Below are 21,692 nucleotides of genomic sequence, written 5' to 3'. Positions count from 1 at the left end.
GCCGATTCTTGCATGGGAGCGCTTCCATGGCAATGGCTCGATGCGTTGCCGGAGCCGTTCCGGACGATACCTCCGAGTCCGCCCGACCGGCACGCGCCGCTCGGACCCGCCGCTAGCGGATGACCCAGGCAGGCCGGGAACGCGGAGCGCCGAACACCGTGGCACACCCAGAGGGCCCCGGGCCGCCCGACACGACGCTCGGCGCGGCGAAAGCCGCGTACCACCCCTTCACCTCTTACTTGGATCAAAGGTAAAACGCGAATCTTTCACTTCATAAGTCGTGAAACGGTCTAACGTCGGTCTTAGCTCGGTTGTCGCCGAGCTCAGGACAACAGGGATGGAGTGACGCAGGTCATGGCTAAGAAGATGCTCGGGAAGGTCGTTGCGGGCGCCGCGCTCGGCGGCGCGTCGCTCCTGGTGTTCGCACCGGGGATCGCGTTCGCCGACGGCCACGACGACGGCAAGGTCTACGCCAAGCCGCACGTCGTCAAGGCTGGTGACGAGGTCAAGCTCCTCGAGATCTGCCCGGATCGGCAGGAGCACGCGTACGTGTGGTCCAAGGTCACCGGCAAGGTCAAGCTCAAGCCGGCGCATGAAGACCGGGGTGAGGACCGCGAGTGGAGCGAGGAGGAGAACTCCTCCGACCACGACAAGGGCAAGGACGAGAACGGCAAGGACCACGAAGGCAAGGACGAGAACGGCAAGGACGAGCACGGCAAGGACGACAAGGGCAAGGACCACGAAAGCAAGGACGAGAACGGCAAGGACGAGCACGGCAAGGACGAGAACGGCAAGGACGACAAGGGCAAGGACGAGCACAAGGACGAGAACGGCAAGGGCGGCCAGGGTGGCGGCGCTGCCGCCGACGCCTACGGCGACGAGGGCAGCAAGGACTGGAAGGGCGAGGAGCACGGCCAGGACGCCGAAGAGGGCCGTGACAAGAAGGACTGGGACTCCAAGGACGAGGACAAGAAGGACTGGGAGTCCAAGGACGAGCACGGCTCGGAATACGGCTCGGACAAGGGCTGGGAGAACAAGGACGAGCACGGCTCCGAGTACGGCTCGGACGAGCGTGGCGGTTACGGCAAGGACGAGCGCGGCTCGGACGAGCGTGGCGGCTACGGCAAGGACGAGCGCGGCTCGGACGAGCGTGGCGGCTACGGCAAGGACGAGCACGGCTCGGACGAGCGTGGCGGCTACGGCAAGGACGAGCACGGCTCGGACGAGCGTGGCGGCTACGGCAAGGACGAGCACGGCTCGGACGAGCGTGGCGGCTACGGCAAGGACGAGCACGGCTCGGACGAGCGTGGCGGCTACGGCAAGGACGAGCACGACTCGGACGAGCGTGGCGGCTACGGCAAGGACGAGCACGACTCGGACGAGCGTGGCGGCCACGGCAAGGACGAGCGCGACTCGGACGAGCGTGACTGGGACGAGGAGCGCGAGTTCGTCTACTACGGCGAAGCCAAGGTCGACAAGGACGCCAAGCCGGGTCGCTACGAGCTCAAGGGCTCGTGCGGCGAGGGCGAGCTCGTCGTGCTGCCGCACGGCGGTGTCGACGGCGGTGACGGCGGCGTCAGCACCGGTACCGACCGGGGTCTGGCCACCGGCGGGGCGGGCCTCCTCGGCGCTGCCGCGCTGGGCGGGATCGTGCTGATGCGTCGTCGGCGGACCGATGGTTCGCTCGTCTGACGTGACGGCGACACCGGCCGGCGGCCGCCACGGGAAACCGTGGCGTGCCGCCGGCACGGCCGTCGTCGTCACCATGGCCATGATCGGCGCCGGCATGATCGGCGCCTCCCTGAAGACCACACCCAGTCCCCGACCGCCGCAGCCGCTGGCCCAGGCCGGCCCCGAGGCGACCGGGCCGGCGAGCACCGCCGACGATGCCCCGCCGGTCGATGGGCAGCCGGTCGGTCAGGCGGCGGCGGGGTTGGCCCGTTCGGCACCGACCAGCATCGAGATCCCCCGGATCGGTGTCGACGCGACGATCATGTCGTTGGGCACCAACCCGGACGGCACCGTCCAGGTCCCTCCGCTGGACAAGGCCGACCAGGCCGGGTGGTACGAGCCCGGCGCGAGCCCCGGCGAGACGGGTAACGCCGTCATCGTCGGGCACGTGGACTCGGCGGTGCTCGGCCCGGCCGTCTTCTTCGACCTCGGCGCTCTCACCCCCGGCGACACCGTCACCGTGCGCCGCGCCGACGGAGTGCCGGCCACCTTCACTGTCGACTCGGTGAAGTCGTACCCGAAGACGGCCTTCCCCACCGAGTTGGTCTACGGACCGAGTGACCGGCCCAGCCTGCGGGTTGTCACCTGCGGCGGTGTGTTCGACCAGGCCGCGAAGAGCTACCCGGACAACATCGTCGTCTTCGCCACCCTGGCGGCCTGACCCGCGACGAAACGGAACGCGGTCCGGCCGGTCGGGTCACCCCGACCGGCCGGACCGCGTCCGGCGTACCTGACTCAGGCGGCTGCGGAGGTCCGCACCAGGGTGCGGATCTGACGCAGCAGCACCGACAGGGCGGCGAGATCCGCCCGCGACTCGTCGAACTCACCCATCGCCCGTCGGGCGCGGTGGATCGAGGTGGCGTTCGACTGCTCCCACTGCTGCACCCGCTCGTGCGGTGGCAGGTTGCCCGGGGTGGAGTCGAGTACCTCCGCGGTGAGCGCGGCCAGCGCGGCGTACAGGTCGTACCGCAGCGCCATCCGGGCCAGCGTCTGCCAGCGGTCCTCCCGCGGCAGCAGGGAGATCTTCGACAGCAGCGAGTCCACCCGGAACAGGTCGGACAGGACGAAGTAGACCGAGGCCACCTCGCTGACGTCCCGCCCACTGGCGTTCGCGGTCTCCACCACGTCCATCAGACCGAAGCTGTACATCAGCCGGGTCGCCCGCTCCGCCAGCTCGCGGGGCAGCCCACGCTCGGTCATCGAGTCCATGTGCGCGGCGATGCCCTGGCGCTCGTTGCCGTAGAACAGCTCCTCCAGCCCTGGCAGCAGCCGGGTGACCCCGTCGCGCAGCCGGGCGATCTCGGCCGGCACGTCGATCGGCGAACGCCGGTTGGAGACCAGCCACCGCACCGCCCGGTCGAGCAGCCGACGGGTGTCCAGGTAGACGCTGGTCTGCAGCTCCGGCGCCACCTTGTTGTCCAGCGCCTCGACCGCGTCCCACAGGTCGCGCAGGCCGAACACCTCGCTGACCACCACGTACGCCCGGATCACGTCTGCCGCGCTGGCCGCCGTCTCCTCGACCACCCGGAAGATGAACGAGATGCCACCCCGGTTGATCGCCTCGTTGACGAGCACTGTGGTGACGATGTCCCGGCGCAGCCGGTGCCGGCCCATCCGGTCGGCGAACCGCTCGCGCATCGGCGTCGGGAAGTAGTTGACCAGGACCTCGGTCGTCCACTCCTCGTCGGCCAACCCCTCGGTGAGGATCTCCCGCTCCAGGACGATCTTCACGTACGCGAGCAGCACGGCGAACTCCGGCGCGGTCAGCCCGGACTCGCTGCGGACCGCCAGTTCCTCGTCCGGCGGCAGCGCCTCCAACGCGCGGTCCAACCCGCCCGAACGCTCCAGCTCGTTGATCATCCGGCGGTGCACCGGGAGCAGCGAGGCGGCCTGGGCCTGGGCGTTGTTGATCGCCCGAGCCTGGTCGTAGTTGTCCCGCAGCACCAGCTCCGCGACCTCGTCGGTCATCCCGGCCAGCAGCTCGTCCCGGTCGGCCATGGTCAGCTCACCATCGGCCACCGCGGTGTTGAGCAGGATCTTGATGTTCACCTCGTGGTCGGAGGTGTCCACACCGGCCGCGTTGTCGATGAAGTCCGTGTAGATCCGGCCACCTGTCAACGCGTACTCGATCCGGCCGAGCTGGGTCCAGCCCAGGTTGCCGCCCTCGCCCGCCACCCGGCAGCGCAGGTTGCGCCCGTCCACCCGGATCGCGTCGTTGGACTTGTCGCCCACCTCGGCGTTGGTCTGGGTGGAGGCCTTGACGTAGGTGCCGATGCCGCCGTTCCAGAACAGGTCCACCGGGGCGGTCACGATCGCCTTCATCAGGTCCTGCGGCGACAACTGCGTGACGTCGTCGTCCAGGCCGATCGCCGCCCGGACCTGCGGCGTGATCGGAATGGACTTCGCGGTACGCGGGAAGATGCCGCCACCTGCCGAGATCAGCTCCGGGTTGTAGTCCTCCCAGGAGGAACGGGGCAGGTCGAACAGCCGTCGACGCTCCGCGTACGAGGTGGCGGCGTCCGGCTCCGGGTCGAGGAAGATGTGCCGGTGGTCGAAGGCGGCCACCAGCCGGATGTGCTCGGAGAGCAGCATTCCGTTGCCGAACACGTCGCCGGACATGTCGCCGACGCCGACCACTGTGAAGTCCTGGGTCTGGGTGTCCAGGCCCAACTCCCGGAAGTGCCGCTTGACCGACTCCCAGGCGCCCCGGGCGGTGATGCCCATCTTCTTGTGGTCGTAGCCGGCGGATCCACCGGACGCGAACGCGTCGCCCATCCAGAAGGTGTGGGCCTTGGAGATCTCGTTGGCGATGTCGGAGAACGTCGCGGTGCCCTTGTCGGCCGCCACCACCAGGTACGGATCGTCGCCGTCGTGCCGGACCACGTCCTCGGGCGGCACGATCTGCCCGCTGACGATGTTGTCGGTGACGTCCAGCATCGCGCCGACGAACTCCTGGTAGCAGGCGACCGCCTCGTCCCGGTCGCCCGGCTTCTGCTTCAACACGAAGCCGCCCTTGGCGCCGACCGGCACGATCACCGTGTTCTTCACCATCTGCGCCTTGACCAGGCCCAGCACCTCGGTACGGAAGTCCTCCCGACGGTCGGACCAGCGCAGCCCGCCCCGGGCCACCGGCCCGAACCGCAGGTGCACGCCCTCGAAGCGCGGCGAGTAGACGAAGATCTCGAACTTCGGTCGCGGCGCGGGCAGGTCCGGAATGGCCTGCGGGTCGAGCTTGAACGCCACGTACGCCTTCGGCCGCCCGTCGGCGCGCTTCTGGTAGAAGCTGGTCCGCAGGGTCGCCTCGATCAGCGTCAGGTACGAGCGCAGGATCCGGTCCTGGTCGAGGCTCGCCACGTCGTCCAACGCGCCCCGGATCGTCTCCACCAGCTCACCGCTGCGCTGCTGCCGCTGCTCGGTGCTCGACTCGCCCGGCGCGAACCGGGTCTCGAAGAGCTCCACCAGCAACGCGGCGAGCTTCGGGTACGCGATGAAGGTCTGCTCCATGTAGTCCTGGGAGAAGACGGTGCCGGCCTGCCGCAGGTACTTCGCGTACGCCCGCAGCACCACCACCTGCCGCCAGGTCAGCCCGCCGCGCAGCACCAGCTCGTTGAACCGGTCCACCTCGGCCTCGCCGCGCCAGGCAGCCGCGAAGGCGTTCTCCACGTGCGGGCGCACCTCGGCCAGCTCGTGATGTCCCTCGGGCAGCATGAGGCCGAAGTCGTACAGGTAGACCCGACCGTCGATCCGGTCCACCTCGTACGGGTGCTCGTCGACCACCCGTACGCCGAGCGAGTGCAGCACCGGCAGCACTGCGGAGAGCATCATCGGCTCGCCGTACCGGTAGACCTTGAACCGGACGTCCATCGCCTCGGCCAGGTCGGCTCCCGGCACCCGGGTGCCCGGCCGGGGCGCCAACTGCTTGCGGAACAGGTGCATCTCCAGCTGGCCGGGCTCCTCCAGCAGCTCCAGCTTCGCCAGGTCCTTCATCGCCTCGTACGGCGTGTGCCCGTCCTTGTAGCCCTCCGGGAACGCGTCGGCGTACCGGGTGAACAGGTGCTTGGCCTGCTCGTCGCCGAGCTTGCGCTCCAGCACCAACCGGTAGTCGTCGTCCCAGAGCCGGGTGGCGTCGGCCAACTCCTCGGCGAGCAGGTCGGCGTCGATGTCGCCGGGTGGCCGCGTCGGGTCGGTACGGACGATGAAGTGCACCCGAGCCAGCATCGACTCGGTGACCCGGGTGGTGTAGTCCACCCCGACACCGTTCAGCTCACGCAGCAGGATGTCCTGCATGCGCAGCCGGTTCTGGGTGGTGAACCGGTCCCGGGGCAGGTAGATCAGGCAGGAGATGAACCGCCCGTACGCGTCCCGACGCAGGAACACCCGCAGCTGCCGGCGGCCGGCCATCCGGAGCACGCCGACCACCGCGTGGTACAGGTCGTCGGTCTTGATCTGGAACAGCTCGTCGCGCGGGTAGGTCTCCAGGATCTGGATCAGATCCTTGCCCGAGTGGCTGCGCTGGCTCAGGCCGGAGCGGTCCAGCACCTCGGCCACCTTGCGGCGTACCACAGGCAGCTCACGGACGCTGGTCCGGTAGGCGGCCGTCGAGAACAGGCCCAGGAAGCGCCGCTCACCGATCACCTCACCGGCGGAGTTGAAGATCTTGAAGCCGATGTAGTCGAGGTACGCCGAGCGGTGCACGGTGGCCCGTGAGTTGGCCTTGGTGATGATCAACAGGCGCTTCTCCAGCACCTTCTCGTGCGCCTCGGGCGTCATCGAGGACAGCGACCGCGCATCCGGCGAATCGGAGCGCAGAATGCCCAGACCGGTGCCGAGCACCGCCTCCAACGCCTTGCCGTCGACCGGGTCGGCGGCGTCCCCGCCGTCGGCGTCCACCAACCGGTACTCGCGGTAGCCGAGGAAGGTGAAGTGGTCCTGGGCGAGCCAGCGCAGCAGCTCCACCGAGTCGGTGATGTCCTTCTCCGGCACCGGTGGGCGGTTGTCGGAGGTACGGGCGGACGCCAGCTCGTCGGCGAGCGCGAGGGCACGCTGACGCATCTTCGGCCAGTCCTCCACCGCCTCCCGCACGTCGGTGAGCACCCGCTGCAACTCGCGGCGCAACCGGTCCCGTTCGGCAGCGTCCCGGACCGGGTCGATCTCGATCCGCATCCAGCTCTCGATGATGTCGCCGGCGATCGCGTCGTCCGGTTCCACATCCGCGGAGACCTCGGTGAGTCGGCCCAGCGGCTCCCGCCGCACCACCACCAGCGGGTGCACCAGCAGGTGCACGTCGAGGTGGTACGAGTTGAGCAGCGCCGTCACCGAATCGACCAGGAACGGCATGTCGTCAGTGACGATTTCGACGACCGTGTGGTGCTGGTCGGCGTGCGGTTCGTGGATCCGCAGCTTCAACTCGCCCGGCACCCGCTGCTGGGCGAGATCCCGGTGTGCCCGGGCCGCGTCGAGCATCTCTTCCGCCGTGAAGCCGACCAGCTCCTCGTCCGGGGCGAACCGCCAGAAACGGCCGACAAGTGTCGCCGCGTCGTGGTCGTCCCCGGCGAGCGCGACGGCCTGGGCCACCAGACGCTCCGCATTGGGGACGGGTTCGTCGAGCTCGGCGTCCTCCACGTCGTCGGCCAGCGCCTCGGCTGGCAGACCCAGATCGTAGATGGTGTCGATGCTCGACCCGGTCAGCCCGGTGACTCCCGTGTCGAGCCGGCCGTAGCCGTCCCCGTCGGTCGCCGAATCGAAGCTGTCATCGTCCCGGCCGGAGTCATCCTGCCGGAGGTCGGGTTCCGGTTTGATCGCCGGACGCCGGTCCATCGGTGCCACTCCCCTCGACCCACCGCGTTGTGGGTCACTCTGCCGCCCAGCCTAGGCCCTGCCGTTGTGCGCCTTCGTCGGCGGACCACTGGCCAGACGTCCGGATCGGGACTTTGTCCTTTCACCCGTTGCGGGTCCGAGGTTGGCTGGCTGCGGGATACCCCGCCACGCGATGTTCATCACACTGGCGCGGCCCGTCTTTGAGCGCGGCCGAGCACCTGGGGGACGTTGGGGACGGCGTTCCCGTACTACCGTGCGAGGGCAGTCCGAGATCGGAAGGACCAGCTTCATGCCCTTGTCGTACCCCCGGCCCCACCGGCCGAACCCCGCCCGTCGGCTCGCCGCCGCCCTCACCACGGCGCTGCTCGCGGCGGGTGTCCTGGTCGGTTGCTCCGGTGACGACGGGCCGCAGCGCACCGTCGACGCCTTCCTCACGGGCTGGCGCAGCGGTGACCTCCAGGCGGTCGGTCTGATCGACCCGCTCGGCTCGAAACTGCCGGCGGCCGACGTGGCGCGCGAGATCAAGGACCTCTCCGGTGAGCTGGCGGCCACCCCGCCCACGCTGACGCGTCGCGGTGAGCCGAAGATCACGAAGGACATCGCCACCACTACCGTCCAGGTGGAGTGGGCCCTGCCCGGTCAGACCCGCTGGGCGTACGACCGGGAGGTGCGGCTCGCCCGCGGCGACGACGACCAGTGGCAGGTGATCTGGGAGCCGAAGGTGGTGCACGAGCAGCTCACCAAGGGCGACCGGTTGGCGCTGCGTCGCGACGCCGGTGCCCGCGCCGCGGTGCTGGACAACGCGGGGAAGCCGCTGGTGACCCCACGCCCGGTGGTCCGGGTGGGTGTGCAGCCCAACGGGGTCACCGACCTCAAGAAGCTCGTCAAGGACCTCGACGCGGCGTTCAAGGCCATCCGCCCGGCGCTGGTCCCCGGCGTCGACCTGGCCGACCTGCCCGACCGGGTGGCCAAGGCCGAGCCGGGCGCCTTCGTCGAGGTGGTGTCGCTCCGCGAGGAGGCGTACCGGCAGATCAAGCCCCGGATCTACGACCTGCCCGGCACCAAGTTCGTCTCCGACAAGATCGACCTGGCGCCCACCCGTGAGTTCGCCCGTGCGCTGCTCGGCAGTGTCGACCAGGCGCAGGCCGACGACATCGCCGCTCACCCCGACCGGTACGTCGTCGGCGATCTGGTCGGGCACGGCGGGCTACAGGGCCGCTACGACGAACGACTGCGCGGCGGCCCCGGGCTGACCGTGGTGGTCGAACGTCCGGCCGAGGGCGGCAAACTCGAACCCACCGGCGCTGAACTGTTCCGCCGGGAGCCGCAGCCCGGGCAGGCGCTGAAGACGACGCTGGACGTCGCCGTCCAGAACGCGGCCGACGGGGCACTGCGCGCCGAGTCGCGCCGGTCCGCCCTGGTGGCGCTCCGGATCAGCGACGGCGCCGTACTCGCCGCCGCGAACGGCCCCGGTCCGGCCGGGGAAAATCTGGCCTTCGACGCCCAGGTGCCTCCGGGCTCCACCTTCAAGATGGTCAGCACGCTGGGCCTGCTGGACCGGGGCGCGGTCACGCTGGACGGGCCGGTGGACTGCAAGAAGACCTTCACCGTGGACGGCCGGTCCTTCAAGAACTCGGACAACTTCGAGCTCGGCTCGGTGCCGTTCCGCACCGACTTCGCCAAGTCCTGCAACACGGCGTTCGCCGCGCTGGCTCCGAAGCTCGGCGGCGACGGGCTGGCCGCCGCCGGTCGCTCGCTGGGCCTGGAGGGTCAGTGGGACCTCGGCACTGACGCCTTCACCGGCAAGGTCTCGACGGGCGGCAGCCTGGCCGAGCAGGCCGCCGCGTCGTTCGGGCAGGGCACCACCCTGGTCAGCCCGCTCGCCATGGCCGGCGCCACCGCCGCCGTCGCCCGCGGCCGCTTCGAGCAGCCGAAGCTGCTGCTCGACCCGGCGCCGGCCAAGCCGGCCCCGGCAGGCGAGCAACTCAAGCCAGAGTCCGTCGCGGCGCTGCGCACGATGATGCGCGAGGTGGTCACCGCCGGCACCGGCAGCGCGCTCAAGGATGTGCCGGGCGAGGTGTACGGCAAGACCGGCACCGCCGAGTACGACGACAACCCGGCGCACACCCACGCCTGGTTCGTCGGCTGGCGGGGTGACGTGGCGTTCGCCGTCTTCGTGGAGAAGGGCGGGGCCAGCACCGCCTCGGCCGTCCCGATGGCCGAACGCTTCCTCCGCGCCCTGCCAACCCCCTGACCCCACCACCCTGGGCCACCGGGCACCCGGCCTTGATCCACTCGGTTTCGCTGAAACTGCGGTGTCCGCGCCACTCGGACACCCCGGATTCACTGAAATCGAGTCGATCAAGGCCGGGGGCCGAGGGCCGGGTCAGGCGGTGTCGGCGTCGCGCCTCTCCGGCGGGTTCTGGGGCGACGGGGAGGTGCGTCGAAGGAGACCTGGGCCGGCCGACGCCGGCGGGCCGACCGGTTCGCGCTCGGCCAGGGGCGCGATACTGGCCGCGACGCCCGATGGCTCGGAGTGGACCCGTCCGCCCGTGCCGGGTGACTCCCCCTCGGCCGGGACGTCGTACGGCACCGCGCTCACCGACGAACCGACGCCGGGGACACCGACGCCGGCAGGCCCGACATCGGCAGACCCGAGCGCAGCAGGATCAACGTCGGCGGGATCGATGCCAGCGGAGTCGATGCCAGCGGGGAATTCAAGCCGCGCAACCCGCTCAGCCCGGTCGAGCCCGTCAAGCCCAGTCAGCCCGTCGAGCCGCTCGGCACGGTCGGGACGCTCGGCACGGTCGGGACGCTCGGTGGCGGTCGCGGCCCGGCCGTTGCCGCGCCGCGGGGAGGGCGTGGGCCGCGCGGACAGCAGTCGGGGCGGCACGGCTTCCGGGGCGGTCACCGGTGCCAGACCGGCGACCACCGTGTTGACGATCTCGGCCGCGTACGAGCCGTCCGGGTCGTAGTCGGGGTCGAAGACGGTCAGCTCCACGCCGAGGCAGTGCGGGGTGTCGACCAGGCCGGCGAGCAGGATCTCCAGCTCGGCGAAGGCGATTCCACCCGGGTCGGGGGCGTCCACGGCGGGCATCACCGCCGGGTCGAGCACGTCCACGTCGATGTGCACCCAGTAGCCCGCGCAGTCGGCGAGTTGCTCGTGCGCCCACTGGGCCGTCCGGGCTGCGCCTTCGGCACGAAGCGCCGGCACCGGTCGGGTGGTGATCCCGGCGGCCTGGAGGTCGAGCCGGTACTCGTCCTGGGCGCGGATGCCGAGCACCACCACGTCGATGTCGCGGAAGTAGGGCCGGCGGCCCTCCAGCGCGGCCAGGTCGGCCTGCCCTCGCCCGGTGACCAGGGCCAGGTCCTCACCGGCGGCGGCGCCGACGTAGGAGGCGTTGCCGGGGTGCCGGAAGTCGGAGTGCCCGTCGACGAAGACCAGCCCGATCCGCCCGCCGACGGCCTCGCCGAGGCGGTGCATGGCCAGGGCCGAGCCGAGGAGCACCGAGCAGTCGCCGCCCAGCACCACAGGGAACTCGCCGCGGTCGATGATCGAGCCGATGCGTTCGGCGAGGGCCAGCGAGTAGTCGGCGATCTCCCGGGCGTGGCACACCCCGTCGCCGGGCCGCCAGTCGCCCGGGTCGTACCGGGCGGGGGTGACGCAGCCGGCGTCGCGGGCGCGGAGCCGGGCCAGCAGGTCGTGGTCGCGCAGCGCCCCGGGGGCCTTGGCGCAACCCGGGACCGACGTGGGCGTCGGCGGCCGTAGACCGAGATTTGTCGGCGCGTCGAGGACGGCGATCCGGCGCATGGTGAGCTCCCGTCCTCGGTGGTCGGGCGGGCCGGCCGGAACGCCGGCCCGCGCTGGCGTGCTACGAACTCAGAACAGGGCGCTGGCCAGGGCCCGACGCGCCGAGGCGACCGCCGGATCGTCCGGGCCGGCGATGGAGAAGAGCGAGACCAGGTGCTGGCGAACCGTCTCACGGTCCTCACCGGTGGTGCGCCGGACCAGACCGACGAGCCGGGCGTACGCCTGCTCGGCCAGGCCGCTGAGCACCTCGATGTCGGCGGCCAGCAGTTGGGCGGCGACGTCGTCGGGGGCGCTCTCGGCGGCGGCCAGCGCGGCGGACGGGTCGGCGCCGGCCACCCGGCGGGCCACTCCGACCTGGGCCAGCCCCGCCGTTGCCGCGGCGTCCGCCGGGGCGTCGGCGAGGATCTTCTTGTACGCCTGCTCGGCGGCGTCCAGATCGCCGCTCATCAGCGCGTCGTCCGCCTCGTCGAGGCGGGGGTCCTCCGGCTCGGCGACGGCCACGCCACCGGCCTTGAGTACGGCCTGGAGCCACTGCCGCAGCTGCGCCTCGGGAACCACTCCGGAGAAGGCGTCGACCGGCTGGCCGCCGACGACCGCGTAGACCATGGGGATGCCCTGCACCCGGAACATCTGGGCGATTCGGGGATTTTCCTGCACGTCGACCCGGGCGAGCACCCAGGTGCCGCCGCCCTCGGCGTTCAGCCGCTCCAGGACCGGGGCGAACTCGTCGCTCTCCGGGAAGCCGGCCGCACCGAAGAACACGACGACGGGCGTGGCCATCGAGCGTTCGAGGACGTCGGACTGGATGGTCGCCTCGGTGACGTCCACGATGGCGGTGTCACCGCCGGCGGTGGGCGCGCCGGGGGCGCCGTTGGACGGGCCGCCCTGCGGGGGCGTGCCGGGGCGGGTACTTGCTGGTGCGGGGCCACGCAGCGTGCTGAGGTCGACCGCGCCGCGGGTGAAGATCGACGAGGTGATCCGTGGGTCGCTCATGGTTACCTAGTCTCGCACGTGAGCCCCCGATCTCAGCTCACCCGCAACCCCGACGTTGCAACTCTCACGCCCCGTCCCCACCCCCCGCGATCTTGCATATTCTGTCGCCGGTACGCCGCATTCATGCCTTATGTCGGCGCAGAAAGTGCAAGATCGCGGGGGGTGGGGGTGAGGGCAGCGGATTAGAAGCGGGCTGGTTCCCGGTAGGTGCCCCACTCGGCGCGCAGGGCGTCGCAGATCTCGCCCAGGGTCGCCTCGGCGCGGACCGCGTCGAGCATGGCGGGGATCATGTTCTCGTCGGTACGGCTCGCCTCGATCATCCGGGCCACCGCCGCGCGGACCGCCGACTCGTCCCGCGCGCTCTTGCGCTCGGCGAGCACCCGGCGCTGCTCCAGCTCCACCTCGTGCGAGATGCGCAGGATCTCCAGCTCCTTGGCAACGGTGCCGGTGTGGCAGTTGACCCCGACGATCTTCTTGTCACCCTTTTCGAGTGACTGCTGGTAGACGAAGGCCGACTCGGCGATGTGCCCGGTGAACCAGCCGTCCTCGATGCCGCGCAGGATGCCCGAGGTCATCGGGCCGATCTGGTGCGGCCCGTCCCCGCCGAGCTGCCGGATCCGGGCGAAGATCTCCTCCGCCTCGGCCTCGATCTTGTCGGTCAACGCCTCGACGTACCAGGAGCCGCCGAGCGGGTCGGCCACGTTGACCACACCGGTCTCCTCCATCAACACCTGCTGGGTACGCAGGGCGATCTCGGCCGACTCGTCGGTGGGCAGCGCCAGGGTCTCGTCCAGCGCGTTGGTGTGCAGCGAGTTCGTGCCGCCGAGCACCGCAGCGAGAGCCTCGACGGCGGTCCGTACGACGTTGTTGACCGGCTGCTGCGCGGTCAGCGACACCCCCGCGGTCTGCGTGTGGAACCGCAGCCACAGGGCCTTCTCGCTCGTCGCGCCGTAGACGTCGCGCAGCCAGCGGGCCCAGATCCGACGGGCGGCGCGGAACTTGGCGATCTCCTCGAAGAAGTCGAGGTGCGAGTCGAAGAAGAAGCTCAGCCCCGGCGCGAAGACGTTCACGTCCAGCCCACGCGAGAGACCCAGCTCGACGTAGCCGAAGCCGTCCGCCAGGGTGTACGCCAGCTCCTGCGCCGCGGTCGAGCCGGCCTCACGGATGTGGTAGCCGGAGACCGACAGCGGCTTGTAGCGCGGGATCTCCCGGGCGCAGTACTCCATCAGGTCGCCGATCAGGCGCAGGTGCGGCTCCGGGTCGAAGAGCCACTCCTTCTGCGCGATGTACTCCTTGAAGATGTCGGTCTGCAGGGTGCCGTCCAGCTTGGACAGGTCGGCGCCCTGCCGCTCGGCGGCGACCAGGTACATGCAGAACACCGGCACGGCCGGGCCGGAGATGGTCATCGAGGTGGTCACGCCGGCCAGGTCGATGCCGTCGAAGAGCGCCTGCATGTCGGTGGCGGTGTCGATGGCCACGCCGCAGTGGCCGACCTCGCCGAGCGCCTGCGGGTCGTCCGAGTCGCGGCCCATCAGCGTCGGCATGTCGAACGCCACCGACAGCCCGCCGCCGCCGGCGCCGAGGATCATCTTGTAGCGCTCGTTGGTCTGCTGCGCGTTGCCGAAGCCGGCGAACTGCCTGATCGTCCAGGTCCGACCGCGGTAGCCGGTCGGATACAAACCCCGGGTGTACGGATACTCGCCCGGCCAACCGATCCGTTCGAAGCCCGGATAGGTGGCGCCCTCCGGCGGCCCGTACACCGGCTCCACCGGCATGCCGGAGAGCGTGGTGAAGTCCGCGTCCCGCTTGCGCGCGGCGTCGTACCGGGCCTGCCAGCGCGCCCGTCCGGCGTCGATCTCGTCGGCGTCCATGAGCAGGGCTCCTCCTCGGGTCCTCGACTGCACGTCGAGTGTAAGGCCCCTACCTGAACGATCGCTAAGTCAGGCCGTACCGGCGGGTAACGTGCGATCTGGACGTCCCGCCTGCGCGCTAGGGGGTCGGCCCGCCCATCGCCAGGTCGTCGACCCGGATGTTGACCTCGTCGACCCGCAGCCCGAATGCCTCGACCGCCTCGGTCACTCGAGCGCGCACCTCACCGCTGACCTCTGCCACCGGCCGACCCGCCTCGATCACCAACACCAGGTTGACCACTGCGGCGTCCCCGGTCACGTGGGCCGAGCAACCCCGCCGGGCGTCACCCACCTGGTCCAGCCCGACCCGGTCGAGAACCGCGTTGAAGAACCGGGCGACGTCCCCGCCCAGATCGGCCACGCCGGGCACTGCGCGGGCCGCCGCGACGGCGATCTTCTCGATCACCTCGTCGGCGACCTGCGTCGTCCCGCCGGCCGGCACCGACGCCCTGGTCAGCTCCCGCGTTGCTTCCAGGTCCACAGTCGCTCCCTGCTCCTCACACCACCGAGTCAGCCGTCAGGTTGTCGCGCAGCCACGCCTCAGGCTCCGGCTGCCGCCCCGGGCTGGTTCAGCTCGATGTCGTCCACAGTGACGTTGACCTGGGTGACAGTCAGGCCGTACTTCTCCACCGCCTCGATCACCGCGGCTCGCACCGCCTCGGTCACGTCGGCGACGACGTGCCCGGCGTCGATCACCAGGACCACGTTGATGACTGCCGAGCTGCCCTTCACGTCGGCCGACACGCCCCGCCGAGCGTCGCCAACCTCGTCCAGGCCGATCTTGTCCAGCACGCTGTTGAAGAACCGGGAAACATCACCGCCGAGATCGGCGACACCGGGCACGGCACGAGCGGCCGCACCGGCGATCTTCTCCACGACCTCGTCGGAAACCGACGTGACGCCCCGGGCCGCGCCCGTCGCGGGCTGCACTGCACCGGCGTTCTCCACCGCGTCCGTCATGATCACATCTCCCCTGGTCCCGGTGCATTGTGGACCGACCGGCTCGTCAGCCCGCTTCACGGAAGCCCTGCTTGCGGCCACGCGCGGCGAGCCTACTAAAACCAGAGCGACCTTCGCTTGCTGGCGGGCGGCGCGCACGAGCGGCGGCGTCGGTCCGCACCGGACAGTGCCGACCGGGTTCCTCCAGGTGGACGCGCCGGCCGGCGGGTGACCGAATCAGCGCGCGAGCTGGGCGAGCAACTCGTCCGCCGCCGTGTACGGGTCGGTAGCGCCCTCGGCGACCTTGGTGGCGAGCGTGGCCAACTCCGTACCGTCGCGCAGTGAGCCGATCCGGGAACGGAGGGTGCCGAGCGCGATCGCCTCGATCTCGGCGGCGGCCCGCGCCTCCTGGCGGCGGCGCAGCTCGCCGTGCTCGACCAGCCAGCCCCGGTGCTTGTCGATGGCTGCGGCGATGTCGTCGATGCCCTCACCCCGCGCGGCGACCGACCGGACCACCTGGGGCCGCCACTGCCCCGGCCCGCGCTCACCGAGCGCGATCATGCCCTGGATGTCACGGACGGTGGCGTCGACGCCGTCCCGGTCCGCCTTGTTGACCACGAACACGTCGGCGATCTCCAGGATGCCGGCCTTGACCGCCTGGATCGCGTCGCCCATCCCGGGTGCGAGCAGCACCAGCGTCGTGTCGGCGAGCGAGGCGACCTCCACCTCTGCCTGCCCGACGCCGACGGTCTCCACCAGCACCACGTCGCAGCCGGCGCCCTCCAGCACCCGGACCGCCTGCGGCGTGGCCGCGGCCAGCCCGCCGAGGTGCCCCCGGCTGGACATCGACCGGATGTAGACGCCCGGATCGGTGGCGTGGTCCTGCATCCGCACCCGGTCGCCGAGGATCGCTCCGCCGGTGAACGGGCTGGACGGGTCGACCGCCAGCACGCCCACCCGGTGCCCGCGCGCCCGCAGCGCGCGGACCAGCTCGTTCGTGGTGGTCGACTTGCCCACCCCGGGCGAACCGGTCAGCCCGACCACCTGGGCCTGCCCGGCGTACGGCGCCAGCGCCGCGGCGATCTCCGGCAACAGCGCGTCACCGTTCTCCACCAACGTGATCAGGCGAGCCACCGCGCGGGGGTCGCCCGTGCGGGCCCGCTCGACCAGCAGCGGTACGTCCCGGCTGCGGCGCACCGACGTGGTGCCCGCTGCCGGGACGTGCTCAGCCTCGCTCACTGCGCCATCCCTGTTCGCGACTGCGAGGCTCGCAAGACCGGCTCACTCCTCGCGCTCACTGGCTGGTCTCGGCCTTGCCCGGCACGTGGATGATCAGCGCGTCGCCCTGGCCACCGCCGCCACACAGCGCGGCCGCGCCGGTGCCACCGCCGCGCCGCTTCAGCTCCAGGGCGAGGGTGAGTACGAGGCGCGCGCCGGACATGCCGATCGGGTGCCCCAGCGCGATAGCGCCGCCGTTGACGTTCACCTTCTCCGGGCTGATCCCGAGGTCCCGGGTGGACTGGACACCGACCTGCGCGAACGCCTCGTTGATCTCGATGAGGTCCAGGTCGGCGACGCTCAGGCCGCCCTTCTTCAGGGCGTGGTTGATCGCGTTGGACGGCTGCGAGTGCAGGGAGTTGTCCGGGCCCGCCACGTTGCCGTGGGCACCGATCTCGGCCAGCCAGGTCAGCCCCAGCTCCTTCGCCTTGGCCTTGCTCATCACGAGCACCGCGGCGGCGCCGTCGGAGATCGGTGACGAGCTGCCGGCGGTGATGGTGCCGTCCTTGGCGAAGGCGGGGCGCAGCTTGGCCAGCGACTCGACAGTGGTGTCCGGGCGGATGCCCTCGTCCTCGGTGATCACCAGCGGGTCACCCTTGCGCTGCGGGATGACCACCGGGGCGATCTCGTCGGCGAAGTGGCCGTTCTTCTGCGCGGCGGCGGCCCGCTGGTGGCTGGCGGCGGCGAAGGCGTCCTGCTCCTCGCGGGAGATGCCGTGCTTGGCACCGAGCCGCTCGGTCGACTCGCCCATCGAGCAGCAGTCCCAGGCGTCGCTGAGCCCGTCGTGTGCCATGTGGTCCTTGACCACCACGTCGCCGTACTTGTAGCCGGTGCGCTGGCCCATCAGCAGGTGCGGGGCGTTGGTCATCGACTCCATGCCGCCGGCCACCACGATGTCGAACTCGCCGGCGCGGATCAGCTGGTCGGCCAGGGCGATCGCGTCCAGGCCGGAGAGGCAGACCTTGTTGATGGTCAGCGCCGGCACGGACATCGGCACGCCGGCCTCGACCGCCGCCTGCCGAGCCGGGATCTGACCGGTGCCGGCCTGCAACACCTGCCCCATGATCACGTACTGGACCTGGTCCGGGCTGACGCCGGCACGCTCCAACGCCGCCTTGATGGCGATCCCGCCGAGCTTCGTGGCCGGAAGGTCCTTGAGGTTGCCCAGCAGCCGGCCCATCGGGGTCCGCGCGCCACTGACGATCACCGAAGCCATGCCTGCCTCCGAGGGGGTGCCGAGCTGTACGCCTTAACGATTGTTCGGCCAGACTAGCGCCATGGCAGAGAACTCCCCCGTCGAGCCCGGTGCGGACTACGTCACAGACATCGGGCTTCGCAAGATTGACCACGTCGGGATCGCCGTGGCCGACCTGGACGCCGCTATCGACTTCTACCAGCGGACGTTCGGGATGCGCTGCGTACACGTGGAGACCAACACCGAGCAGGGCGTCCGGGAAGCGATGCTGGCCGTCGGACCGACCACCGAGGGCGGCTGCGTGCAGTTGCTCGCCCCGCTCACCCCGGAGTCGACGATCGCGAAGTTCCTGGACCGCAACGGGCCGGGCGTGCAGCAGGTCGCGTACACCGTGGTGGACATCGACGCGGCCTGCGCGGCGCTCCGCGAGCGCGGCATGCGCCTGCTCTACGACGCTCCGAGGCGTGGCACCGCGGACAGCCGGATCAACTTCGTCCACCCCAAGGACGCCGGTGGCGTCCTCGTCGAACTGGTCCAACCCGCCCCCACCCCCCACTGACGCTCCGACCCCACCCTCACCCCTGTTGATCAAGAGGTTTGCGTCATCCCGCGCCGCGCAGACGACCGAAAGCTCTTGATCAACAGGCGTGGCGGCCGCTGGAGGCCCGGTGCGCGCACGTCAGTGCGCGGTTGGCGGGGTGGTTGGACACCTTCACGCATCGGCGGATGCAGTTTTTCACAGAGGACTTCCCGGCCTAGCTACCGTTCAGTAACGTCCGGCCCCACAGGAGCGCGACCGGTGCCGGATGTGTCGAATGCCGACATGGCGGTCGTGCCCACCGGCGCCGACGATGGCAGCACCCGGGCCCGTGCGGGTGCGGATGAACCGGAGGTCACCGTGCAGGACATCCTCGAAGCGATCATGGCGGCGGAGGAATCGAACGATCCGGACCGCGAACTCGCCGGCCTCGCCGGGCTGCCCGTACCGGAGAGCTACCGGGGCGTGGTGGTCCGCGCCGAGGAAGCCCGGATGTTCGACGGCATGGCCACCCGGGACAAGGACCCGCGCAAGGCCCTGCACGTGCAGGAGGTGCCGACGCCGGAGCTGGCGCCGGGCGAGGCGCTGATCGCGGTGATGGCCAGCGCGATCAACTACAACACTGTGTGGACCAGCATCTTCGAGCCGGTATCCACCTTCAAGTTCCTCCAGCGCTACGGCCGGGTCTCCGAGCTGACCCGCCGGCACGACCTGCCGTACCACGTGGTCGGCTCGGACGCGGCGGGCGTGGTGCTGCGCACCGGCCCCGGGGTGACCCGCTGGGCCCCCGGCGACGAGGTGGTCGCGCACTGCCTCTCCGTCGAGTTGGAGGACGCGGCCGGGCACGACGACACCATGCTCGACCCGCAGCAGCGGATCTGGGGCTTCGAGACCAACTTCGGCGGGCTGGCCGAGCTGGCCGTGGTCAAGGCCAACCAGCTGATGCCCAAGCCGCGGCACCTGAGCTGGGAGGAGGCGGCCAGTCCCGGGCTGGTCAACTCCACCGCGTACCGGCAGCTCGTCTCCCACCACGGCGCCAACATGAAGCAGGGTGACGTCGTGCTGATCTGGGGCGCCTCCGGCGGCCTCGGTGGGTACGCCACCCAGATGGCGCTCAACGGCGGCGCGATCCCGGTCTGCGTGGTGTCCTCACCGGAGAAGGCCGAGCTGTGCCGCCGGATGGGCGCGGAGCTGGTCATCGACCGGGCCGCCGAGGGCTTCCGCTTCTGGAAGGACGAGGAGACCCAGGACCCGGACGAGTGGAGGCGCTTCGGCGAACGGATTCGCGAGCTGACCAGCGGCGAGGACCCGGACATCGTGTTCGAGCACCCGGGCCGGGAGACGTTCGGCGCCAGCGTCTACGTGGCCCGGCGCGGCGGGACCATCGTCACCTGCGCCTCCACGAGCGGCTTCCTGCACCAGTACGACAACCGCTACCTGTGGATGCACCTCAAGCGGATCGTGGGCAGCCACTTCGCCAACTACCACGAGGCGTGGCAGGCCAACCGCCTGGTCGCGCTCGGCAAGGTGCACCCGACGGTGTCCCGCACCTACCCGCTGGAGCAGACCGGCCAGGCCGCGTACGAGGTGCACCGCAACGCCCACCAGGGCAAGGTCGGCGTGCGCTGCCTCGCACCCACCGACGGGCTGGGCGTGCGCGACGGAGAGTTGCGGGCCCGGCACGAGGACGCCATCAACCGGTTCCGGGGTCACTGACCGGCCGCCGGCCCGGGGTCACCGACCGGCACCGCCGGTCCCCGGGGTCACCGACCGGCATCCGGAGCGCCGGGCGGGTCCCGGCCGGACGGTGGAACGCTGGATGACCATTGCGCTGATCGCTCATTGTTCTTCCGCCCCCATTAGCGGATAAGCCACCCGGATCGAACAAAGGGCCTCGGGGTAACCCCGGGGCCCTTTTCCGCGTCACGCTGCGTGGCGTCCGACCCGCCGGGACCTGCCAAGATCGCCGATTGGTCCAACCTCGCCGATCGCGGGAGTTGACCATGTAAAGAGGGCACGAAAGCTTCGCACCGCTCTTGCGAAGCACCCTGGGGCGTCTGCCAGTATGTCCCAATGCCCCAGCAGCAGTCCTCCCCTCTCGCGTTCTTCGATAACGCGAACTCGCAGCCAGATTTCACCGTTGGCCTGCGCGGATACAACACCCATCAGGTCGACGACTTCCTCGGCCGGATGACCGCCGCGCTGACCCAGTCCGAGCAGGCCCGTGCCGAGGCCGAGCAGCGGATGAACGACGCCCAGCGTCGGCTCCGCCAGGCCGAGCAGCGCATGAGTGCGCTGGAGCAGAAGCTCACCGACACGAACAAGCAGCTCGAAGAGAACAGCCGACCCACCCTCTCCGGGCTCGGCACGCGCGTCGAGCAGATCCTCCGGCTCGCCGAGGAGCAGGCCAACGACCACCGCAACGAGGCCAAGCGCGAGTCGGAGGGCATCCTCTCCGCCGCCCGCCTCGAGGCCCGCGAGATCACCGACAAGGCCCGCGCCGAGGCCGCCGCCATGAAGGCGAGCGCCGAGCGCGAGGCGGGCAACCTGCGCACGGCCGCCGAGCGCGAGGCCGCCGAGGTCCGGGTGCAGGCTCGCCGCGAGGCCGACACGCTGCGCGCCGACGCCGACCGGGAGACCAAGCAGCTGCGTACGGTCACCGCGCACGAGGTGGCCGAGCTGAAGTCGACAGTCGAGCGGGAGGTCGCCACCCTGCGGGCCACCGCCGAGCGGGAGATCACCCAGCAGCGGGCGAAGGCCGCCCGCGAGGCCGAGGAGAAGCGCGCCGAGGCGACCAAGCTGCTCACCGACGCGCGGGACAAGCGCGACAAGGACCTGCAGGCCCTGGAGCTCCAGCTGGCCGAGCGGCGGGAGAAGGCCGAGCGCGAGGAGTCCGAGCGGCACGCCGCCCAGGTCGCGCAGACCCAGAAGATGGTCAGCGAGGCCGAGCAGCGTGCCCGGGCCGCGCAGGAGCGGGCCAAGGAGATCGAGCAGCGCGCCGAGGCGCGGCGGGTCGAGTCGGAGCGCAACGCCGCCGAGACTGTCGACAAGGCCAAGGCCCACTCGGAGAAGACGCTCAACGAGGCGAAGGCCGAGTCGCAGCGCCTGCTCACCGAGGCTCGCACCGAGGCGGAGCTGACCACGCAGGCCGCCCGCCGCGAGGTCGAGGACCTCACCCGGCAGAAGGACGCTGTCACGTCGCAGCTGGGTCAGATGCTCTCCGGCCTCGCCGGCATCGTTCCGGGAATGCCGGCGCAGGCCGCTCCGGCTGCCAAGCCGGAAGCAGCAAAGAAGAACGAGGGTGGTCAGGAGCGGGTGCCCGCGGAGACCGCCGGCTGACGCGAGGCGTCAGGTTGGGGCATCGACGGCGCGAGGTGACACCGGGTAACCGGTGCCACCTCGCGCCGTATGCGTTTCCTAACCCCTGGTATCCGTTGGCCGCAACGGAGTGAAGTAGCTCCCACAAGGCCCGTCCGTATC

The 21,692-nt window shown here is 70.7% G+C and carries 13 protein-coding genes and 1 pseudogene; 6 read left to right on the top strand and 8 right to left on the bottom strand.

Features of this window, described 5'->3' with window-relative positions; translation table 11 throughout:
- Nucleotides 1–354: 354 nt before the first annotated feature.
- Nucleotides 355–1,692: a hypothetical protein gene (locus tag OG598_RS32680; RefSeq protein WP_328652385.1), complete on the top strand. Its 1,338-nt coding sequence runs from the start codon at nt 355–357 to the stop codon at nt 1,690–1,692.
- 1 nt (nt 1,693) lies between these two features.
- A complete protein-coding gene (locus OG598_RS32675; protein ID WP_328652384.1) occupies nt 1,694–2,392 on the top strand; it encodes a class F sortase in 699 nt (232 codons plus the stop codon).
- A 74-nt stretch (nt 2,393–2,466) separates the two neighbouring features.
- Here the strand turns inward: OG598_RS32675 and OG598_RS32670 are convergent, their stop codons facing one another.
- Nucleotides 2,467–7,548: an NAD-glutamate dehydrogenase gene (locus OG598_RS32670; protein ID WP_328652383.1), complete on the bottom strand. Its 5,082-nt coding sequence runs from the start codon at nt 7,546–7,548 to the stop codon at nt 2,467–2,469.
- Nucleotides 7,549–7,837: 289 nt separating this feature from the next.
- Between OG598_RS32670 and OG598_RS32665 the strand changes: the two genes are divergently transcribed.
- Entirely contained in the window at nt 7,838–9,802 is a 1,965-nt protein-coding gene (locus OG598_RS32665; RefSeq protein ID WP_328652382.1) for a penicillin-binding transpeptidase domain-containing protein, read from the top strand.
- A gap of 561 nt (nt 9,803–10,363) precedes the next feature.
- Here the strand turns inward: OG598_RS32665 and OG598_RS32660 are convergent.
- The 7 genes and pseudogenes from OG598_RS32660 to OG598_RS32630 form a co-directional block, all read right to left on the bottom strand.
- Nucleotides 10,364–11,359, bottom strand: a pseudogene (locus OG598_RS32660) (arginase family protein); the annotation flags it as partial.
- A 69-nt stretch (nt 11,360–11,428) separates the two neighbouring features.
- A complete protein-coding gene (locus OG598_RS32655) occupies nt 11,429–12,352 on the bottom strand; it encodes a tetratricopeptide repeat protein (RefSeq protein WP_328652381.1) in 924 nt (307 codons plus the stop codon).
- A gap of 182 nt (nt 12,353–12,534) precedes the next feature.
- Nucleotides 12,535–14,223, bottom strand: a complete 1,689-nt coding sequence (locus OG598_RS32650) for an acyl-CoA mutase large subunit family protein (protein WP_328652380.1) — start codon at nt 14,221–14,223, stop codon at nt 12,535–12,537.
- 118 nt (nt 14,224–14,341) lie between these two features.
- A complete protein-coding gene (locus OG598_RS32645) occupies nt 14,342–14,743 on the bottom strand; it encodes an Asp23/Gls24 family envelope stress response protein (RefSeq protein WP_328652379.1) in 402 nt (133 codons plus the stop codon).
- A 59-nt stretch (nt 14,744–14,802) separates the two neighbouring features.
- Entirely contained in the window at nt 14,803–15,222 is a 420-nt protein-coding gene (locus OG598_RS32640; RefSeq protein WP_112621678.1) for an Asp23/Gls24 family envelope stress response protein, read from the bottom strand.
- Nucleotides 15,223–15,438: 216 nt separating this feature from the next.
- On the bottom strand, nt 15,439–16,440 hold the full coding sequence (meaB, locus tag OG598_RS32635) for a methylmalonyl Co-A mutase-associated GTPase MeaB (protein ID WP_238687331.1): 1,002 nt from the start codon (nt 16,438–16,440) through the stop codon (nt 15,439–15,441).
- 55 nt (nt 16,441–16,495) lie between these two features.
- On the bottom strand, nt 16,496–17,695 hold the full coding sequence (locus OG598_RS32630) for an acetyl-CoA C-acetyltransferase (RefSeq protein ID WP_328652378.1): 1,200 nt from the start codon (nt 17,693–17,695) through the stop codon (nt 16,496–16,498).
- Nucleotides 17,696–17,756: 61 nt separating this feature from the next.
- Here OG598_RS32630 and mce point away from each other — a divergent pair, with 61 nt between their 5' ends.
- The 3 genes from mce to OG598_RS32615 all read left to right on the top strand — a co-directional run bounded on the left by mce (nt 17,757) and on the right by OG598_RS32615 (nt 21,551).
- Nucleotides 17,757–18,233 (top strand): methylmalonyl-CoA epimerase, encoded by a 477-nt coding sequence (gene mce / locus OG598_RS32625; protein ID WP_112621592.1) that lies wholly within the window; start codon nt 17,757–17,759, stop codon nt 18,231–18,233.
- Nucleotides 18,234–18,572: 339 nt separating this feature from the next.
- Nucleotides 18,573–19,928, top strand: coding sequence for a crotonyl-CoA carboxylase/reductase (gene ccrA / locus OG598_RS32620; RefSeq protein ID WP_328655499.1), 1,356 nt, complete (start codon nt 18,573–18,575; stop codon nt 19,926–19,928).
- A gap of 357 nt (nt 19,929–20,285) precedes the next feature.
- Complete coding sequence (locus tag OG598_RS32615; protein ID WP_328652377.1) at nt 20,286–21,551, top strand: DivIVA domain-containing protein; 1,266 nt, start codon at nt 20,286–20,288, stop codon at nt 21,549–21,551.
- The last annotated feature ends 141 nt before the right edge of the window (nt 21,552–21,692 follow it).

This window comes from Micromonospora sp. NBC_00330, from assembly GCF_036136635.1.
Taxonomy (GTDB): Bacteria; Actinomycetota; Actinomycetes; order Mycobacteriales; family Micromonosporaceae; genus Micromonospora; species Micromonospora salmantinae.
Note: the sequence above shows the minus strand (reverse complement) of the source record. Positions and strands in the feature narration are given on the sequence as shown.

Bases quoted from the DNA above. Each gene is read 5' to 3' on its own strand.
- OG598_RS32650 (WP_328652380.1), bottom strand. From the start codon at position 14,223: ATGGACGCCGACGAGATCGACGCCGGACGGGCGCGCTGGCAGGCCCGG.
- OG598_RS32630 (WP_328652378.1), bottom strand. From the start codon at position 17,695: ATGGCTTCGGTGATCGTCAGTGGCGCGCGGACCCCGATGGGCCGGCTG.
- mce (WP_112621592.1), top strand. From the start codon at position 17,757: ATGGCAGAGAACTCCCCCGTCGAGCCCGGTGCGGACTACGTCACAGAC.
- OG598_RS32665 (WP_328652382.1), top strand. From the start codon at position 7,838: ATGCCCTTGTCGTACCCCCGGCCCCACCGGCCGAACCCCGCCCGTCGG.
- OG598_RS32655 (WP_328652381.1), bottom strand. From the start codon at position 12,352: ATGAGCGACCCACGGATCACCTCGTCGATCTTCACCCGCGGCGCGGTC.
- OG598_RS32670 (WP_328652383.1), bottom strand. From the start codon at position 7,548: ATGGACCGGCGTCCGGCGATCAAACCGGAACCCGACCTCCGGCAGGAT.
- OG598_RS32615 (WP_328652377.1), top strand. From the start codon at position 20,286: ATGCCCCAGCAGCAGTCCTCCCCTCTCGCGTTCTTCGATAACGCGAAC.
- OG598_RS32640 (WP_112621678.1), bottom strand. From the start codon at position 15,222: ATGACGGACGCGGTGGAGAACGCCGGTGCAGTGCAGCCCGCGACGGGC.
- OG598_RS32680 (WP_328652385.1), top strand. From the start codon at position 355: ATGGCTAAGAAGATGCTCGGGAAGGTCGTTGCGGGCGCCGCGCTCGGC.